At 62.8% G+C, this 14,334-nt stretch carries 11 protein-coding genes; 5 read left to right on the forward strand and 6 right to left on the reverse strand.

The window, feature by feature from the left end; translation table 11 throughout:
- Positions 1-34: 34 nt before the first annotated feature.
- Positions 35-1,558 carry a DUF3360 family protein gene (locus JF545_RS04700; protein WP_206939759.1) on the reverse strand — a complete coding sequence of 508 codons (1,524 nt, stop codon included), beginning with the start codon at positions 1,556-1,558 and terminating at the stop codon, positions 35-37.
- Between the two features lie 341 nt (positions 1,559-1,899).
- On the opposite strand from JF545_RS04700, the gene JF545_RS04705 reads away from it, so the two are divergent.
- Positions 1,900-2,730 carry a helix-turn-helix transcriptional regulator gene (locus JF545_RS04705; protein ID WP_206939761.1) on the forward strand — a complete coding sequence of 277 codons (831 nt, stop codon included), beginning with the start codon at positions 1,900-1,902 and terminating at the stop codon, positions 2,728-2,730.
- A gap of 103 nt (positions 2,731-2,833) precedes the next feature.
- On the opposite strand, the gene JF545_RS04710 is transcribed toward JF545_RS04705, so the two are convergent.
- Positions 2,834-3,433 carry a LysE family translocator gene (locus tag JF545_RS04710; RefSeq protein ID WP_206939763.1) on the reverse strand — a complete coding sequence of 200 codons (600 nt, stop codon included), beginning with the start codon at positions 3,431-3,433 and terminating at the stop codon, positions 2,834-2,836.
- 350 nt (positions 3,434-3,783) lie between these two features.
- Here JF545_RS04710 and JF545_RS04715 point away from each other — a divergent pair, with 350 nt between their 5' ends.
- The 3 genes from JF545_RS04715 (at position 3,784) to JF545_RS04725 (ending at position 7,834) form a co-directional block, all read left to right on the forward strand.
- Positions 3,784-4,407, forward strand: coding sequence for a hypothetical protein (locus JF545_RS04715; protein WP_206939765.1), 624 nt, complete (start codon positions 3,784-3,786; stop codon positions 4,405-4,407).
- Positions 4,408-5,206: 799 nt separating this feature from the next.
- The gene (betT, locus tag JF545_RS04720; protein WP_206939767.1) at positions 5,207-7,252 is read left to right on the forward strand and encodes a choline BCCT transporter BetT; all 2,046 of its coding nucleotides are present in this window, start codon (positions 5,207-5,209) and stop codon (positions 7,250-7,252) included.
- 234 nt (positions 7,253-7,486) lie between these two features.
- Positions 7,487-7,834 carry a DOPA 4,5-dioxygenase family protein gene (locus JF545_RS04725; RefSeq protein ID WP_242520695.1) on the forward strand — a complete coding sequence of 116 codons (348 nt, stop codon included), beginning with the start codon at positions 7,487-7,489 and terminating at the stop codon, positions 7,832-7,834.
- Between the two features lie 87 nt (positions 7,835-7,921).
- Here the strand turns inward: JF545_RS04725 and adhP are convergent, their stop codons facing one another.
- Together adhP and exaC are read right to left on the reverse strand one after the other, a co-directional pair.
- Positions 7,922-8,950, reverse strand: coding sequence for an alcohol dehydrogenase AdhP (gene adhP / locus JF545_RS04730; RefSeq protein WP_206939777.1), 1,029 nt, complete (start codon positions 8,948-8,950; stop codon positions 7,922-7,924).
- Between the two features lie 211 nt (positions 8,951-9,161).
- Positions 9,162-10,682: an acetaldehyde dehydrogenase ExaC gene (exaC, locus tag JF545_RS04735; RefSeq protein WP_206939779.1), complete on the reverse strand. Its 1,521-nt coding sequence runs from the start codon at positions 10,680-10,682 to the stop codon at positions 9,162-9,164.
- A 142-nt stretch (positions 10,683-10,824) separates the two neighbouring features.
- Between exaC and JF545_RS04740 the strand changes: the two genes are divergently transcribed.
- Positions 10,825-11,514 (forward strand): LuxR C-terminal-related transcriptional regulator, encoded by a 690-nt coding sequence (locus JF545_RS04740; protein ID WP_206939781.1) that lies wholly within the window; start codon positions 10,825-10,827, stop codon positions 11,512-11,514.
- A 186-nt stretch (positions 11,515-11,700) separates the two neighbouring features.
- On the opposite strand, the gene JF545_RS04745 is transcribed toward JF545_RS04740, so the two are convergent.
- On the reverse strand, positions 11,701-13,104 hold the full coding sequence (locus JF545_RS04745) for an ATP-binding response regulator (protein WP_318245678.1): 1,404 nt from the start codon (positions 13,102-13,104) through the stop codon (positions 11,701-11,703).
- A complete protein-coding gene (nosP, locus tag JF545_RS04750) occupies positions 13,088-14,320 on the reverse strand; it encodes a nitric oxide-sensing protein NosP (RefSeq protein ID WP_206939783.1) in 1,233 nt (410 codons plus the stop codon). Before nosP ends, JF545_RS04745 begins: the two co-directional genes overlap by 17 nt.
- Between the last annotated feature and the right edge of the window lie 14 nt (positions 14,321-14,334).

Raw genomic sequence — 14,334 nt, forward strand, 5'->3', positions numbered from 1 at the left:
GGGCGGCCTCTTGCGTCTGGCACGTGCGCTCGATCTAGAACAGCGCGGGAATCCCGTACTGTCCCTCGAACATGCCCACCGCCAGCATGGCGAACAGACAGATACCGAGCACCGCGGCGGGAATGACCAGCCGATCCGCCAGCGACAGCCGCCCGGCACGCTCGCGGTCACCGATCCAGCCATTATTGTCGAGCAGCATGGTCGCAGCCCAGGCAAGCACAGGGTTGGTCACCGCAGCGGCAAACAGGCATACCCCGGCCGCCTGGGCGTCCTTCCCTTCCTTGATCATCTGTACGCCGGCCTCGAGCATCGGCAGGAACACCCCCACCAACAGCGCCACGCACATGACCGGCGGCCACACCGCGATGTCCATGGGGAACCCCAGAATGGCAATGGTGATGGTCAGCAGGCCCAGCAGGATCGCCCCCGCCGGAATCGGTCGTTTGGCAATCGCTGCCGGGATCATGTAAGTGCCCCAGGAAGAGGTGATATTGCCTCCTCCAAGCGCAGTGCCGACCACCTGGCGGATGGAGCACATGGTCATGGTGTCATCGACGTCCATCAGCACCCTGTCGGCCCCCTTGGGATAGTTCATCTCCTGAAAGATGCGATGGCCGAGAAAGTCGGGGGACCACATGGCCACCGCCAGAATGGCAAACGGCAGTGAGGCGATAAAGTGCTGCACATTGGGCAGCCCCATCATCCAACCTTGTTCGGTGCTGCCCCACCAGTAGCTTGGGCTCAAGGGCGGAAGGCCTACTTCGGTGGTCAACTCAAGGTCACCACCTGCGCCCAGGGCGAGCGCCACCAGCAGTCCAGTGACCGCACAGGCAGGAATGGCCAGCCAGCGCTTGCCCAGGCGAGCCAGCACCGCATACAGCACAATGTTCACCGCCAGCACGATCAGAGCGACGTACCCCATGTCGCCGGAGAGGCCCAGGCCCCAAGATTTAAGATTGCTGATCTGGCCGATGGCCCCGGAAAATCCGAGGAAGATCAGCAGCCCCCCAGCGGTTCCTTGAGACGTCAGGTTGACCAGCCGCGACCCGCCCTTGATCCACGACAGCCCCAGACCAAAGGCGCCGATCCAAAGCGCCAGCGCCAGGGGATGCGCCCCGGCCAACGCCATGCTGCCGATCAGCGGAATCATCGGTCCGTGGTTGCCGGCCAGGTTGGCACGGGGATTGAAGATCCCCGAACCCAGCACGCAGAACAGCAGCACCGGGAGCAGCATCTCGAGCCGTGACACGGCGATGGCGAAATCCTTGCCCAGCTGGACACCTGGCCAGGCGGCCGACAGCCCATCGGCCCAGGACATCATCACCGCCGAGTACATCGCGATGATACCGATGGTACCTGCGATCGCCGGCACCAGATCCTCGATCTCGAAATTGAAGTCACGTCCGATCAAGTTAAGGCTGAAGCGCCTGGGACGCATGATCTTGAGTTCGTGCTCCAGATAGTCGGAGCGGCTGGCAAACTCGCTGGCATCCCGATGCAGCTCACGATAGCTGAGCGCCTCGGGCGATTGCGCCCGGGACGTGGCAGTGTCCGTCATGGTGATCTCACTTGTCAGAGGAAATCGACCCACTGCTCTTGCCACGCAGCGTCGTGTCCGACGGCCTTGTCGGCCAATGGATCGTTTCAGCAAAAAAGGTAAGTCACCTTATCCATCTAAGTGGCGATACTCGTTGATCGCCGTCAGCCTTTTCCCCGCCCTTGGCGGCCACGCTGTGCTCAGGGTGCATCCCTTGACCCAGCTCAGGCTCCACGGCACTTGCCTGCCGCGGGAAGATGGATAACAGTAGCTATCGTTGCTCTCCCTTGCGGCTCATCAACGAGACGTCCTTGTTAACTACAGAGCCCTTATTGATAGAGAGCCCGTCATCGAGATCCGTCATGCGCACTATTCCGGCCACCCTGTCCCGCTATCTGCGCGCCCATGACCTGCCCCAGCTCGAGGCCAGGCGGGTGAGAGGGGGGCATCGCCTCAGTCACGCCGCCCACAGCCATGACACCCTGTCACTGGGTGCCATCGTTCAAGGACACTCCCAGTTCCGCCATCGCCACCGCTCCCTTGAAGTCACCCAAGGCGACGTGGTGATGATAGAGCCCGGCGCCATGCATGCCTGCAATGCCCTGAGCGACGCTGACTGGGGCTACGATATGGTCTATCTCGACAGCGCCTGGCTGGCCGTCCAGTTGGACGTAACGTCGGACGACCTGCCGCCTCTGATTCGGCAGATCAGTCGCGATCCCGTGCTGCACCGCTCCATCATGGTCCTGACTGACACCCTTGCCTCCGCCGATGCCGACCGGTTGGAGCGGGACGCCGCCTTGGCCTTGCTGGTGGCTGAGCTGGCCAAGCAGATGGCACGAGCCGAGCCTCTGCGCAATGCTCCGCCCGACGCCCTGGCCCGTGCCTGGCAGCGTCTGAACGATGACTGGCAACATGACCTGAGCCTCGCCGACCTGTGCCAGGAGGCAGGCTGTCGCACCACCAGCCTGATCGCAGGCTTTCGACGCCACTATGCCACCACGCCCCATGCGGCCCTGATCGATCTGCGAGTGCGCGAAGCTCGCGATCGGCTGCGCCAGGGCCAGCCGATTGCGCAAGTCGCCAGCGATTGCGGCTTCGCCGACCAGGCGCATCTGCAGCGAACCTTCAAGAAACTGCTGGCGACCACACCGGGGCACTACGCCGAGGGTTCCCTCCCCCGCCACGCATAGTCGGCTTATCTCCCGCCGGATTGTTGCCGCCCTCGGGGCGGCTCTGGGCGTGTTGATGGCCAAGGGCGAGCAACGTCCGCGGATGATAGAGGGGCCACCCCGTTCAAGGCAGAAGCATCAATACGCCACTGCACATCAGCGTCACCGCCAAGCCGCGCTGCAGCAGCTGGCGACGTCCCGCATCGGCCAGCCACTGCCCCGCATGCGACCCGCACCATGCCCATACGCAGGCACTGGCAAAGCAGACCGTCCCCCACGTCAGGGTAAACACGGCCATATCTAGCCCTCCTCGCCCCGCAGTAAAGATCCCGAGCCCCGCCATGGAGGCGATCCACGCCTTGGGATTGAGCCACTGCATCAGTGCCGCCGTCATCAACCCTGGCGCTGTGCCATGGGCCTCTGCTCCCCAGTCGCCGCGGTCCTGCAGCAGTTTCCAGGACAGCCACGCCACGAACCCTCCACCCGCCGCCTTCAACACCCACTGCAATACCGGCAGCGCCTGCCAGACGCTGCCAAGTCCGGCCGCCAATACGCCTAGCAAGAGCGTGAAGCCAGCACATGAGCCTACCGCAAGGCGCATCGCTCGGGCGCCACCGTGGCCGATCCCGGCGGTCAGTATCAGCAGGTTCACGGGACCCGGCGAAAGCGACGCCACCAAGGCAAATCCCAATATCGCCAACAGTTCATCAGCAGAAAACGTCATGTCGTACTCCACACCCAGGGGAAAGCCTCAGCCTGAGGCTTCTGCTGGTGCGGGTATTGAAGAAAATTTCACCCACTGTCCCGCCAGCCTCCTGACCCAGTCTTGTTCCCTGTCTCGCCACCCGCCTCTTCTCACCACCAGCCACGTCCACCGCCTTCAAGCCTTCCGCCTGCCACGGCGGCTTTAACTGGAACAGCGTGTTGCATAACGTCGGCTGCGCTTGCCGCTTCTCTGCACATTGGCTGCATGTCAGTTGCACGACACCCCGCCAAGATGAATCACGTCAACAAGGGCATCGCCCGGACAACATCACCCTTGGTAAAGGGTCATCAACGCTGAAGGAGTCACACATGAAAACCACGTTTGCTCGCAAGGCCCTGCTGTCTGCCGCCATCTCCGCTGCCCTGCTGCCGATCGCGATGAGCGCTAGCGCGGCTCCGGATCGCCACGAAGGACCGCGTCACGCTGGCCCTGATATGCGCGCGGAGCTGTATGAGCGTGCCGGCATCGACGCCGACACCCGCGAAGCACTCAAGCAGGCAGGTATCGAGCATCACGAGGCCATCGAGGAACTGAACGCCGATTTCCGCGAACAGCGCCAGGAGATCCTCGGGGAAGATGGCATGGCCGCGCTGGAGCGCGCCCGTCATGAACTGCGCGAAGAGCGCGTCAATGCGCTGGTCGACAAGTGGGAGCTGTCCGCTGAAGACCGCGAGGCCTTCAATGCTGCCCGTGAGTCCTTCAAGGAAGGTGCCGAGGCTCTCAAGGCCCAGGACTTCGAGAGTGACGAACAGCGACACGATGCATGGCGCGAGCTGATGACGTCCTCCAGGGACCAGATGGCCAACATCCTCGACGAGCAGCAGATGCGAGAGCTCAAGCACGCCCTGATGCCGGGCCATGATCAAGGTCCTCGCGGCCACGGCGAGCGTCATCCTCACGAGCATGGCAAGCGCCACGCTCCCGAGGCCTGATCCCCGCCCACAAGGAAACACTGGCAGCCTGTTGCAGCTGATGACGCTACCGCAGCAGGCGGCCTCGGAATGACTGACGGTCACCAGGATCGTATCGCTGCAGTCACCGTAGCCTCTTGAGCGTCATCATCGATGCCGTGTTTCCCTAGGCGCCGGAATCGCTTTCCGGCAGCCCGTCGTAAGCCCCATGCCGCCCGGTATGGGGCTTTTTCATGGGTATCGCCCCCTTGTGGCGTGGATTTCTCGGCCGCGCTTCTCGTCTTCGTTTTTCTTTCCCATTCCTTGGCCCCGCTACTTAGTCCCGTTCTCTGGCCCCGTTCGTCGGCCCCGCTCCTTGGCCCCACCCTTCGTCCCCGTTCTCTGACCCGGTTCCTGCGCACCATGCCCAACGCTTTCTCCACGGTCTTTTGGTGACGACCTTGAAAGATGCATCGGGACTCTGTATTTTATTGAACGTTCAATCAATAAAATGTGAGCCTCCAACGGCTGGATAGGATCGTCAGCGACCCCATCCAAGAGCCGCCGCTTGGGTCGCGCTTACTGTCTCGCGAACACTCGCTGTGCTGGCGACCTGCCCTATCGGCAGCAGCACAATGAGCCTTCGGCCAGACGGCATTGATCGCGACACTCCGTCACCACCATTTCGTTAATTGCTCATCCAATTAACGAAATGGCGTAGCAGCAAGGAATGCCCGCTGGGAGATGCCAGGACGGCGCTACGGAGACCGGCACAGCAGGGCCTCGGTCAGCAAGTTGCCGGATCGGCTCAGTCTCATTTCATCCTCTAGGGAGCACGTGCATGTCACAACATGAAAACGCCTCCCGCGATCGTCTCAACCCCGTCGTCTTTCATGGCGCCGTGGCAGGCATCGTGGTCTTTCTCATCTTCACCATGACCTTGACCGAGCAGGCAGGCGCCTTGTTCGATGCAGGGCTCGCCTGGGTCAACGATACCTTTGGCTGGTACTACATGCTGGCCGCCGTGGCCTATCTGGTATTCGTGCTGGTGATCAGCCTGTCCCGCGTCGGCAACATTCGGCTAGGCCCGGATCACTCCCGCCCAGAGTTCTCGCTACTCTCCTGGGCGTCCATGCTGTTCGCTGCAGGCATTGGCATCGACCTGCTGTTCTTCTGCGTGGCAGAGCCGCTGTCGCACTATCTGACCCCTCCGGACATGGCACCGGAAAGTGCCGCTGCGCTGCGCCAGGCCGTCCCCCAGACCTTCCTGCACTGGGGCCTGACCGGGTGGGGCATGTACGTCCTGATGGGCATGGCTCTGGCCTACTTCAGCTATCGTCACCGCCTACCGCTGGCCATCCGGAGCGCGCTCTATCCGCTGCTGGGCAAGCGCATCTACGGCCCGATCGGCAATGCCGTGGACATCACCGCGGTCATTTCCACGGTGTTCGGTATCGCCACCAGCCTGGGCATCGGCGTCATCCAGCTCAATTACGGCCTGACGTTCATGTTCGGCGTGCCTGAGAGCCTTTCGACGCAAGTCGTGCTGATCGTACTGGTGGTCATACTGGCGACCATCTCCGTGGTGACCGGCGTAGAGAAAGGCATCCGTCGCCTGTCCGAGTTCAACATGCTGCTGGCTGCTGCCCTGCTGCTGTTCGTGTTGTTCCAGGGCGATACGCTTCATCTGCTGAATGCCCTGGTGCTTAACGTCGGGGACTATCTGGGTGGCTTTGTCGGCAAGAGTTTCGACACCTATGCGTTCGCCGGCAGCGACGCACAGCAGTGGAAGGGCTGGTGGACCATCTTCTTCTGGGGCTGGTGGATTGCCTGGACGCCCTTTGTTGGCCTGTTCCTCGCTCGTATCTCGCGTGGGCGCACCATTCGCCAGTTCGCCATGGGTGCCCTGCTGATTCCACTGGGCTTCATGATGGCGTGGATGTCCATCTTCGGTAACTCCGGGATCGACATGGTCGCCAATGACGGGCTGACGGTGCTGGGCGAGCAGGCTCTGGCCACGCCGCAGACCACCATCTATACCTTCCTGGAGCAGTATCCCTATATCAGCATTACCGCCTCGGTGGTGACGCTGCTGGGTGTGGTGTTCTTCGTGACCTCCGCTGACTCCGGGGCTCTGGTCCTGGCCAACTTCACCTCGATCCTGCGTGACGTGAACCATGATGCACCGATTCGCCTGCGCATCTTCTGGTCTGCCATCATTGGTCTGATTACCATTGCCCTGCTGATGGCCGGTGGTCTGGACGCTCTGCAAAGTGCGGTAGTGATCACAGCCCTGCCCTTCTCGCTGGTGATGTTTGCGATCATGGTCGGGCTGACTCGTGCGCTGCGCACGGAGAAGGAAAAGGCCGACGCGCGCAAGCTGGTAGCGGCCAGCGGTGAAGGAGGCAACTGGAAGGAGCGCCTGGATCGCGCGCTGGACACCTCCAATCGCGCCGGCGCGGAGTCCACCATCAAGCACGCCTTGCGTCCCGGCCTCGCCCAGTTTGTGGAAGAGCTCGAGCGCCGTGGCCAGACCGCCACCCTGAGTGAGGAGCAGATCGACGGCGAGCCGTTGCCGCGCCTGACCCTGCAGGTGGACTTCGATGAGATGCAGAGCTTCGTCTATCAGGTCAGACCACACCGCATGCGTACGCCGAGCTTCCTGCCCGCCGATGACGACTACTACCTGCGTCTGGACGTCCATCTGGCGGAAGGCGGCCTGGGGCAGAACCTCAACGGCTACACCCGCGGCCAGGTCATCGACGATGTGCTCGGCGAATACGAGCGTCATCTGCAGTTCCTGGCCATTGCCCGCCAGGGCACGCCGACACCGGCCATGCCTGGCTTCATCGGCGAGCCACCGGAAGGGGCGACTCAAGATCCCTGAACACCTTGGCGTTCAGATATCCCTGCAACATCAGCATCAACTGCGGCGGCCCCAGGGGCCGCCGCTTTCTTGTGCGTTGATAAAAGTGGTGCAGTGAGAGTGCTGTGGGGCTGACCAGGACTGAGACTGGCGAGAAGTGGTGCTGGCCCGGTCGTGAAGCTGCAAGCCAGCCCACCACCGTTGCTCCATCCCTCCATTGGCGCGATGCTACAAGGACTACCAAGGAGCTTACCGATGCCCGATGTCGATCAGATTCGCTACTACCATGCCCACCTCTACTACGACGATGCTTCCGGGCTTGCCCAGGCGCAGACGTTGGCAGACGCCTGCCAGGCACGCTTTGCCGTGCAGGTCGGGCGCTTTCATCAACAACCGGTGGGCCCACACCCACGCTGGAGCTGCCAGCTCTCCTTCGCCGCTGAAGACTTCGGTGCCATTGTGCCCTGGCTCGCCATCCACCGGGGCGACATGGACATTTTTGTGCACCTGGGTACCGACGATGACCTGTTTGACCACACTCAGGGGGTCATCTGGCTGGGCCAGAGCCAAACGTTGAACCTCGACATGTTTCACCGCGACTGAGCGGCAGAACGCAAGCACCTGGGCCTCGGATACCTGGGCTCCACCGCTTTCCCTTACGGGACCACCCTTCAGTACAGGAAGCGATCGTCAGCCCTGCATATCGAGCACCACCCTCCCCTCAATCTTGCCATCCAGCATGCGCCCGAAGATGTCGTTGATATTGGCCAGGCGATCGGTGGAAACGGTGGCCTTGACCTTGCCTTCACCGGCGAAGTCCAGTGCTTCCTGCAGGTCCTGACGGGTGCCGACGATGGAACCACGCACGGTGATGCCGTTAAGCACGGTATCGAAGATCGGCAGCGGGAAGTCCCCTGGCGGCAGGCCGTTCAAGGCAATGGTACCGCCGCGCCGAACCATGCCCTGGGCCTGTTCGAAGGCCTTCGGCGACACCGCCGTGACCAAGGCCCCGTGGGCACCTCCGATATCGCGCTTGAGCGCCGCCACCGGGTCTTCCTTGAGGGCGTTGACGGTCACCGTGGCGCCCAGCCTTTTGGCCAGCTCCAACTTGTCATCCGCGACATCAACGGCTGCCACATTCAGCCCCATGGCCTTGGCATACTGCACCGCCATATGGCCCAGTCCGCCAATCCCCGACACCACCACCCATTGCCCCGGGCGGGTATCGGTCATCTTCAGCCCTTTGTACACCGTCACCCCGGCACACAGCACGGGAGCAATCTCGACAAAGCCCACACTGTCCGGCAGATGACCGACGAAGCCAGCATCGGCGATCGCGTACTCGGCGAACCCGCCATTTACCGAATACCCGGTGTTCTGCTGCGACTCGCACAGCGTTTCCCATCCCCCCAGGCAGTGTTCGCAGTGCCCACAGGCGGTGTACAGCCAGGGAATACCGACGCGATCACCCTCCTTGATATGGGTGACCCCTTCGCCGACCGCCGCCACCTGGCCGACACCTTCATGGCCCGGAATGAAAGGAGGATTGGGCTTGACCGGCCAGTCGCCGTGAGCCGCGTGCAAGTCAGTGTGACACACACCCGATGCCGCAATCTTGACCAGCACCTCGCCTCTGGCAGGACGCGGCACCTCGACTTCCTCGATGCTCAGGGGTTGACCAAACTGACGAACGACGGCGGCTTCCATAGTGCGTTGCATGGCATGACTCCTTGCCTTGTTTCAGGCATGAGAAGACCTTGGTACGCCCATGTCGAGGACCCGCGATACATCATACTCATCACCACGCACACGACATTGACGACCAGGCGATGGGCGCCCAACAGGCGCCGGTAACATGCGCCAGGTTCGGCGCGATCACTCGGACTCTCCACTTGGCCAGCGGCGCTGCCACTGGCCAAGTGTCATTGGATCAGAAAAAACCCAGCGGATTCGTGTCGTAGCTCACCAGCAGGTTCTTTGTCTGCTGGTAATGCTCGAGCACCATCTTGTGGGTCTCGCGACCGACACCGGATTTCTTGTAGCCGCCGAAGGCGGCGTGGGCGGGATATTGGTGATAGCAGTTGGTCCACACACGGCCGGCCTGAATCCCGCGACCCATGCGGAAGGCCACGTTGATGTCGCGGCTCCACACGCCAGCACCAAGGCCAAACTCGGTATCGTTGGCGATGGCCAGGGCTTCTTCCTCGTCCTTGAAGGTGGTCACAGCCACCACCGGGCCGAAAATCTCTTCCTGGAACACCCTCATCTGGTTGTTGCCCTTGAGCAGCGTCGGCTCGATGTAGTACCCGGTATCCAGGGCCGGATCGACCTTGGCCTGGTTGCCCCCGGTCAGAAACTCGGCTCCCTCCTCACGGGCGATGTCCATATACGACATGATCTTGTCGAACTGCTCCTTGGAGGCCTGGGCACCCACCTGAACATCGGTGTCCAGCGGGTTGCCACGTTTGATCGTGGCGACCCGCTCCATCACCTTGGCCATGAAGGGTTCATACATGCTTTCCTGAATCAGCGCCCGCGACGGACAGGTACACACCTCACCCTGGTTGAAGAACGCCAGCACCAGGCCCTCGGCCGCCTTGTCGATGAATTCCGGCTCGGCATTCATGATGTCGGCAAAATAGATGTTGGGCGACTTGCCACCCAGTTCCACCGTCGATGGGATGATGTTGTCGGCGGCGCACTTGAGAATATGCGACCCCACCGGTGTCGACCCGGTAAAGGCAATCTTGGCGATCCGCTTGCTGGTCGCCAGGGCCTCACCGGCTTCGGCACCAAAGCCATTGACCACATTGACCACCCCGGCAGGCAACAGATCCCCAATGATTTCCATCAGCTTCAGAATGGAAGCGGGGGTCTGCTCTGCCGGCTTGAGCACTACGCAGTTGCCTGCCGCCAGCGCCGGGGCCAGTTTCCAGGTGGCCATCAGTAGTGGAAAGTTCCAGGGGATGATCTGGCCGACCACCCCTAGCGGCTCATGGAAGTGGTAGGCCACGGTGTGTGCGTCGATATCGGCAGCAGTGCCTTCCTGAGCGCGAATACAGCCGGCGAAGTAACGAAAATGGTCGACCGCCAGGGGGATGTCGGCGTTCAGGGTTTCGCGAACCGCCTTGCCGTTGTCCCAGCACTCTGCCACCGCCAAGGCTTCCAGGTTGGCCTCGATGCGATCCGCTATCTTGAGCAGGATGTTCGAGCGCTCCGTAGCAGAGGTGCGCCCCCAGGCCGGCGCTGCGGCATGGGCGGCATCCAGCGCCTTGTCGATGTCCTCCGCCGTTGAGCGTGGGATCTGGCAGAACACCTGGCCGTTGACCGGGCTGACATTGTCGAAGTACTGCCCCTTCACCGGAGCGACGAATTCACCGCCGATGTAGTTGCCGTATTGCTCGTCGAAGCTGACGACGGCGCCGGGCTGTCCGGGGTTTTGATAGATCATGGCGTGTCTCCTTTGTCAGGATGTTGTCGTTGTACGCCATTCCAGTCTTGGTCACGGACCCGGCATGCGACATACTGCCCTGGCAGGAGAGCGCCTCCTCCTTCGGTAGGAGGCTCATCGTGAAGAACGCGGAGAGCCCGACATGTACAGCCTGATGGTGGCTGACGATCACCCTCTGTTTCGCGACGCCATCACCGCGGTGATCCAGGCAGGACTGCCCGGTGCCTCGCTGCGCGAGGCGGACTGTTTCGCCGCTCTGGCCCAGGGGTTGGATGCCGATGACAATGTCGACCTGGTGCTGTTGGACCTGAACCTGCCCGATGCCTCGGGGCTCGATGGCCTCGATACCCTCAGGCGTGCGTTCCCTGGCGTGGCAGTGGCCGTGCTATCGGCCGAGAGTGACCGAGCCACGGTACTGGGGGCGCTGGATCTAGGCGCGGTTGGATACCTGCCCAAATCCACGCCTCGCCCGGACCTGCTGGCGGCGATCAAGCAGATTCTTGACGGGCAGATCTATCTGCCTGCGGATATCATGCGTCGGCCAGCTGAGCTGTCTGCCGTCAGGCCCTCTCCCGCCCCCGCGCAGAGCACGGCCACTCCCGTGGACGTGTTGAACCAGCTGACGAGAAAGCAGCTTGAGGTGCTCTCACTGGTCATCCGCGGAGCCTCCAACAAGGTCATCGCACGGGAGCTCGAGATCGCCGAGACCACCGTCAAGACCCACGTTTCAGCCATTCTCAAGAAGCTCGGGGTCAGTAGTCGAGTGCAGGCCATCCTGGCCGCCGACGAGTCCACCCTCTTGACCTGCCTGGCAAACCGACGGACCCGCTAAGGCGCCGACTACGACGCAGCCAGGTTTTCAGACAGCCGTGACCAGGGTCCGGAAGAAGACGTAGGGAAGGACAGCACACCGTGCGCCAAGTCAGCTGCGTCACTTCACTCACCCAAATAAAGTGCTACCGACACACCCCCTCCCTACCGTCGCGACACGAACCTTCCAGTGGCTCCCACGCTCGCCTCAACTCAAGAGATGCACCAATGCCTGGCGTAGCCGTAGCGGTTTCACCGGCTTCAACAGGCAGGTGATGCCCTGCTCGCGACAGCGGCGCTTGATGGCAGCGTCGTGGTTGGCCGTGATCAGAATCGGGACGATACCGCGCCCGCTGGCGGCAAGACGCTGGGCCAGGGAGAGCCCATCTTCCTCGTCATCGGCCAGGTGATAATCGATCATAACCACCCTGGGTCCCGCAGGGGTATCAGGCGCAGCCTCTGCACTGTCCAGGCTTTGCTCAAGTTCGCTGACTTCAAGCGCCAGCCGCGACTCGCAGCCCCATCCACCCAGCAGCGCCCGCATCCCGTCGAGAATAGCGGGGTCGTTGTCCAGTACCCATACCAGGCTGCCCGCCAGCACCTCTTCCCCGGGCAGGCGCTGTCTGTCGGGCGTCTCCAGCGGCGTCGGCACCGACTCGACAAGGGGAACCGTGACCGAGAACAAGGCGCCATGCCCGGGCCGGCTGACCAGCCGAATGGGATGATCCAGCAAGCGCGCGATGCGCTCGACAATCGCAAGCCCAAGACCGAGACCGCGCTCCTGCGCCTTGGCGTCGGCATCACCACGCCGAAACTCGAGGAAGATGTCCTGCTGGCGTGCTGCATCGATGCCTGGTCCGGTATCGCCGACCACAATCTCGAGACAGGCCGCTCCACCGATCTGCCGACGCCGACAGCCCAGCAACACGCGTCCGGACTCGGTATAGCGCACCGCATTGGACATCAGGTTACGGATGACGCGGGCCAGCAGGGCCAGGTCCGAGGCGACCCAGGCGCTGCTGGCGACGTAGCGCAACGCCAGCCCCCGCGCCCCCGCCATCTGGCGGCATTCTTCCGCCAGTACGTCCAGCAGCTGGGCCACTGAAAAGGGGGCGATATCCGGCGTCAGCACGCCCGCATCGAGCCGCGAGATATCCACCAGCGTCCCCAGCAGCAACTCCACATCCGCCAGGGAGCGATCGATGCGGTGGACCAGGCGACCGGGCTCATGGCCTAGCTGCTGCTCTTCCAGAGCGCTGGCAAACAGTCTGGCTGCGTTCAAGGGTTGCAGCAGATCGTGGCTGACCGCCGCAAGAAAACGTGTCTTGGAGGCATTGGCCGCTTCTGCCTCGCGCCGCGCCTCCTCCAGCCGCGCATTGGCCTCTGCCAGCTCATCGAGGGTGCGGTGCAGCGTCTCGGTACGTTCGCGCACCTGCTCCGCCAGCAATACGGCGTGTTCGAAGGCGCCATAGGGCGCCGACCCCATGCCCGCCGACTCGACGCGTTCCATCAACGCCTGACAGATCTTGCGCAGTCGCCGGTTCTCTTCCTCCAGCTCGTGTTCCAGCGCCGTCGTCAAGGTACTCGGCTGTCGCTCACCTGCCAGATCCAATCGCCACCCCCGTGAAGGTCTGATTGACGTGCATGCCATGGTGCTGTTCGCCATAGGTGTTGAAGCCGAGCACCGATGCCCCGGACAGCTGGCGGGAGGCCTCTGCCACCTGATCGAGGGCTTCTATCTCGAGGCGGCGTAGAAAGCAGTCGCAGCCGATGATCAACTGCGGGCTGCCTAGCCGCTGCCGCAGTCCGCCCAGGGTGTGCTCCAGCGCGGTGAGAATGGGCTCGGCAGCCATCGCGGTCAGCACGATGCCGGTTTCCACCGCACAGTAGAAGCTGAGACTGCCGTCGGCATTGGCACGCTGGATGGAGCGCACGTAGTAGGCATCCCCCAGCTTGACCGCCAGCGGGAAGCGGGCGAACACCCCTTCATCGAGCTGGCTGGCTGGCACTCCCACCCACCGCGCGTACTCATCGACAGCGGGCAGCGCATTGAGCTCCAGCACGCGCCGCCCCTCGGCGTCGGCACGGGTCACCACCAGCTTCTCCCTGCGGGCCTTGAGATGGTGGGACGAAAACACCTCGAAGGGGTGGCGGGTGGTGATCAGCACGACAACCGCAGCACCACTGTGAAAGCGCCCTGCCGTAAACACATGGGTATGGGCCAGGTGATTGTCGTCGCCCGCTGAGCCGCCAAAGCTCGGGATACCGCCAAGTGCGGCGTCGAGCGTCGCCAGCACCTGCTCTTCACTGGCCGACAGACCATCGAGCAGTGTCAGCGCAAACGCCTCTCCCGGCAGGCGTCGTCGCGCGCTGCTCAAGAGCGCCTCGACCCGACGCTGTGCGTCCGGCAATGTGACGTCGTCCAGCTCCTCGATCAGGGTCGTGGCGACGCCATAGTGCCGACGATCAAAGCCGATGGCCACGATGGAGCCGCGGGCATAGCCAGTTGGCGTAATCTCCCCGGCGCTGGTACACCCGGCCACCGGCAATTCACCAAACCTGGCGTCGATCGCCTCGGCCAGCTCGTCCAGCGGGTATTCGGCACTGACGAAGAACAGCACGAACCCAAGATCGGGGTGATCGAGTCCTTGCTTCAACTCCTGCGCCGCTGCCCCAGGCCGGGGATCGCGACTACACGCCACGCTCAGGCCAAGCGCCTCGTGGTCGCGCGCGACCGGGGCGGATATCCCGCTATCCGTCCCACGATCCGTCTCACTGTCCAGACCGCTGTTCAGACCGCTATCCAGACCACTATCCCTATCCGCCATTGAAGGTCCTCGGC

Source organism: Halomonas litopenaei, from assembly GCF_017303055.1.
Classification (GTDB): Bacteria; Pseudomonadota; Gammaproteobacteria; order Pseudomonadales; family Halomonadaceae; genus Halomonas; species Halomonas litopenaei_A.

Coding starts and splice junctions, on each gene's coding strand:
- nosP (WP_206939783.1), bottom strand. CDS start 14,320: ATGGCGGATAGGGATAGTGGTCTGGATAGCGGTCTGAACAGCGGTCTG.
- JF545_RS04700 (WP_206939759.1), bottom strand. CDS start 1,558: ATGACGGACACTGCCACGTCCCGGGCGCAATCGCCCGAGGCGCTCAGC.
- JF545_RS04725 (WP_242520695.1), top strand. CDS start 7,487: ATGCCCGATGTCGATCAGATTCGCTACTACCATGCCCACCTCTACTAC.
- JF545_RS04705 (WP_206939761.1), top strand. CDS start 1,900: ATGCGCACTATTCCGGCCACCCTGTCCCGCTATCTGCGCGCCCATGAC.
- exaC (WP_206939779.1), bottom strand. CDS start 10,682: ATGATCTATCAAAACCCCGGACAGCCCGGCGCCGTCGTCAGCTTCGAC.
- adhP (WP_206939777.1), bottom strand. CDS start 8,950: ATGCAACGCACTATGGAAGCCGCCGTCGTTCGTCAGTTTGGTCAACCC.
- betT (WP_206939767.1), top strand. CDS start 5,207: ATGTCACAACATGAAAACGCCTCCCGCGATCGTCTCAACCCCGTCGTC.
- JF545_RS04740 (WP_206939781.1), top strand. CDS start 10,825: ATGTACAGCCTGATGGTGGCTGACGATCACCCTCTGTTTCGCGACGCC.
- JF545_RS04715 (WP_206939765.1), top strand. CDS start 3,784: ATGAAAACCACGTTTGCTCGCAAGGCCCTGCTGTCTGCCGCCATCTCC.
- JF545_RS04710 (WP_206939763.1), bottom strand. CDS start 3,433: ATGACGTTTTCTGCTGATGAACTGTTGGCGATATTGGGATTTGCCTTG.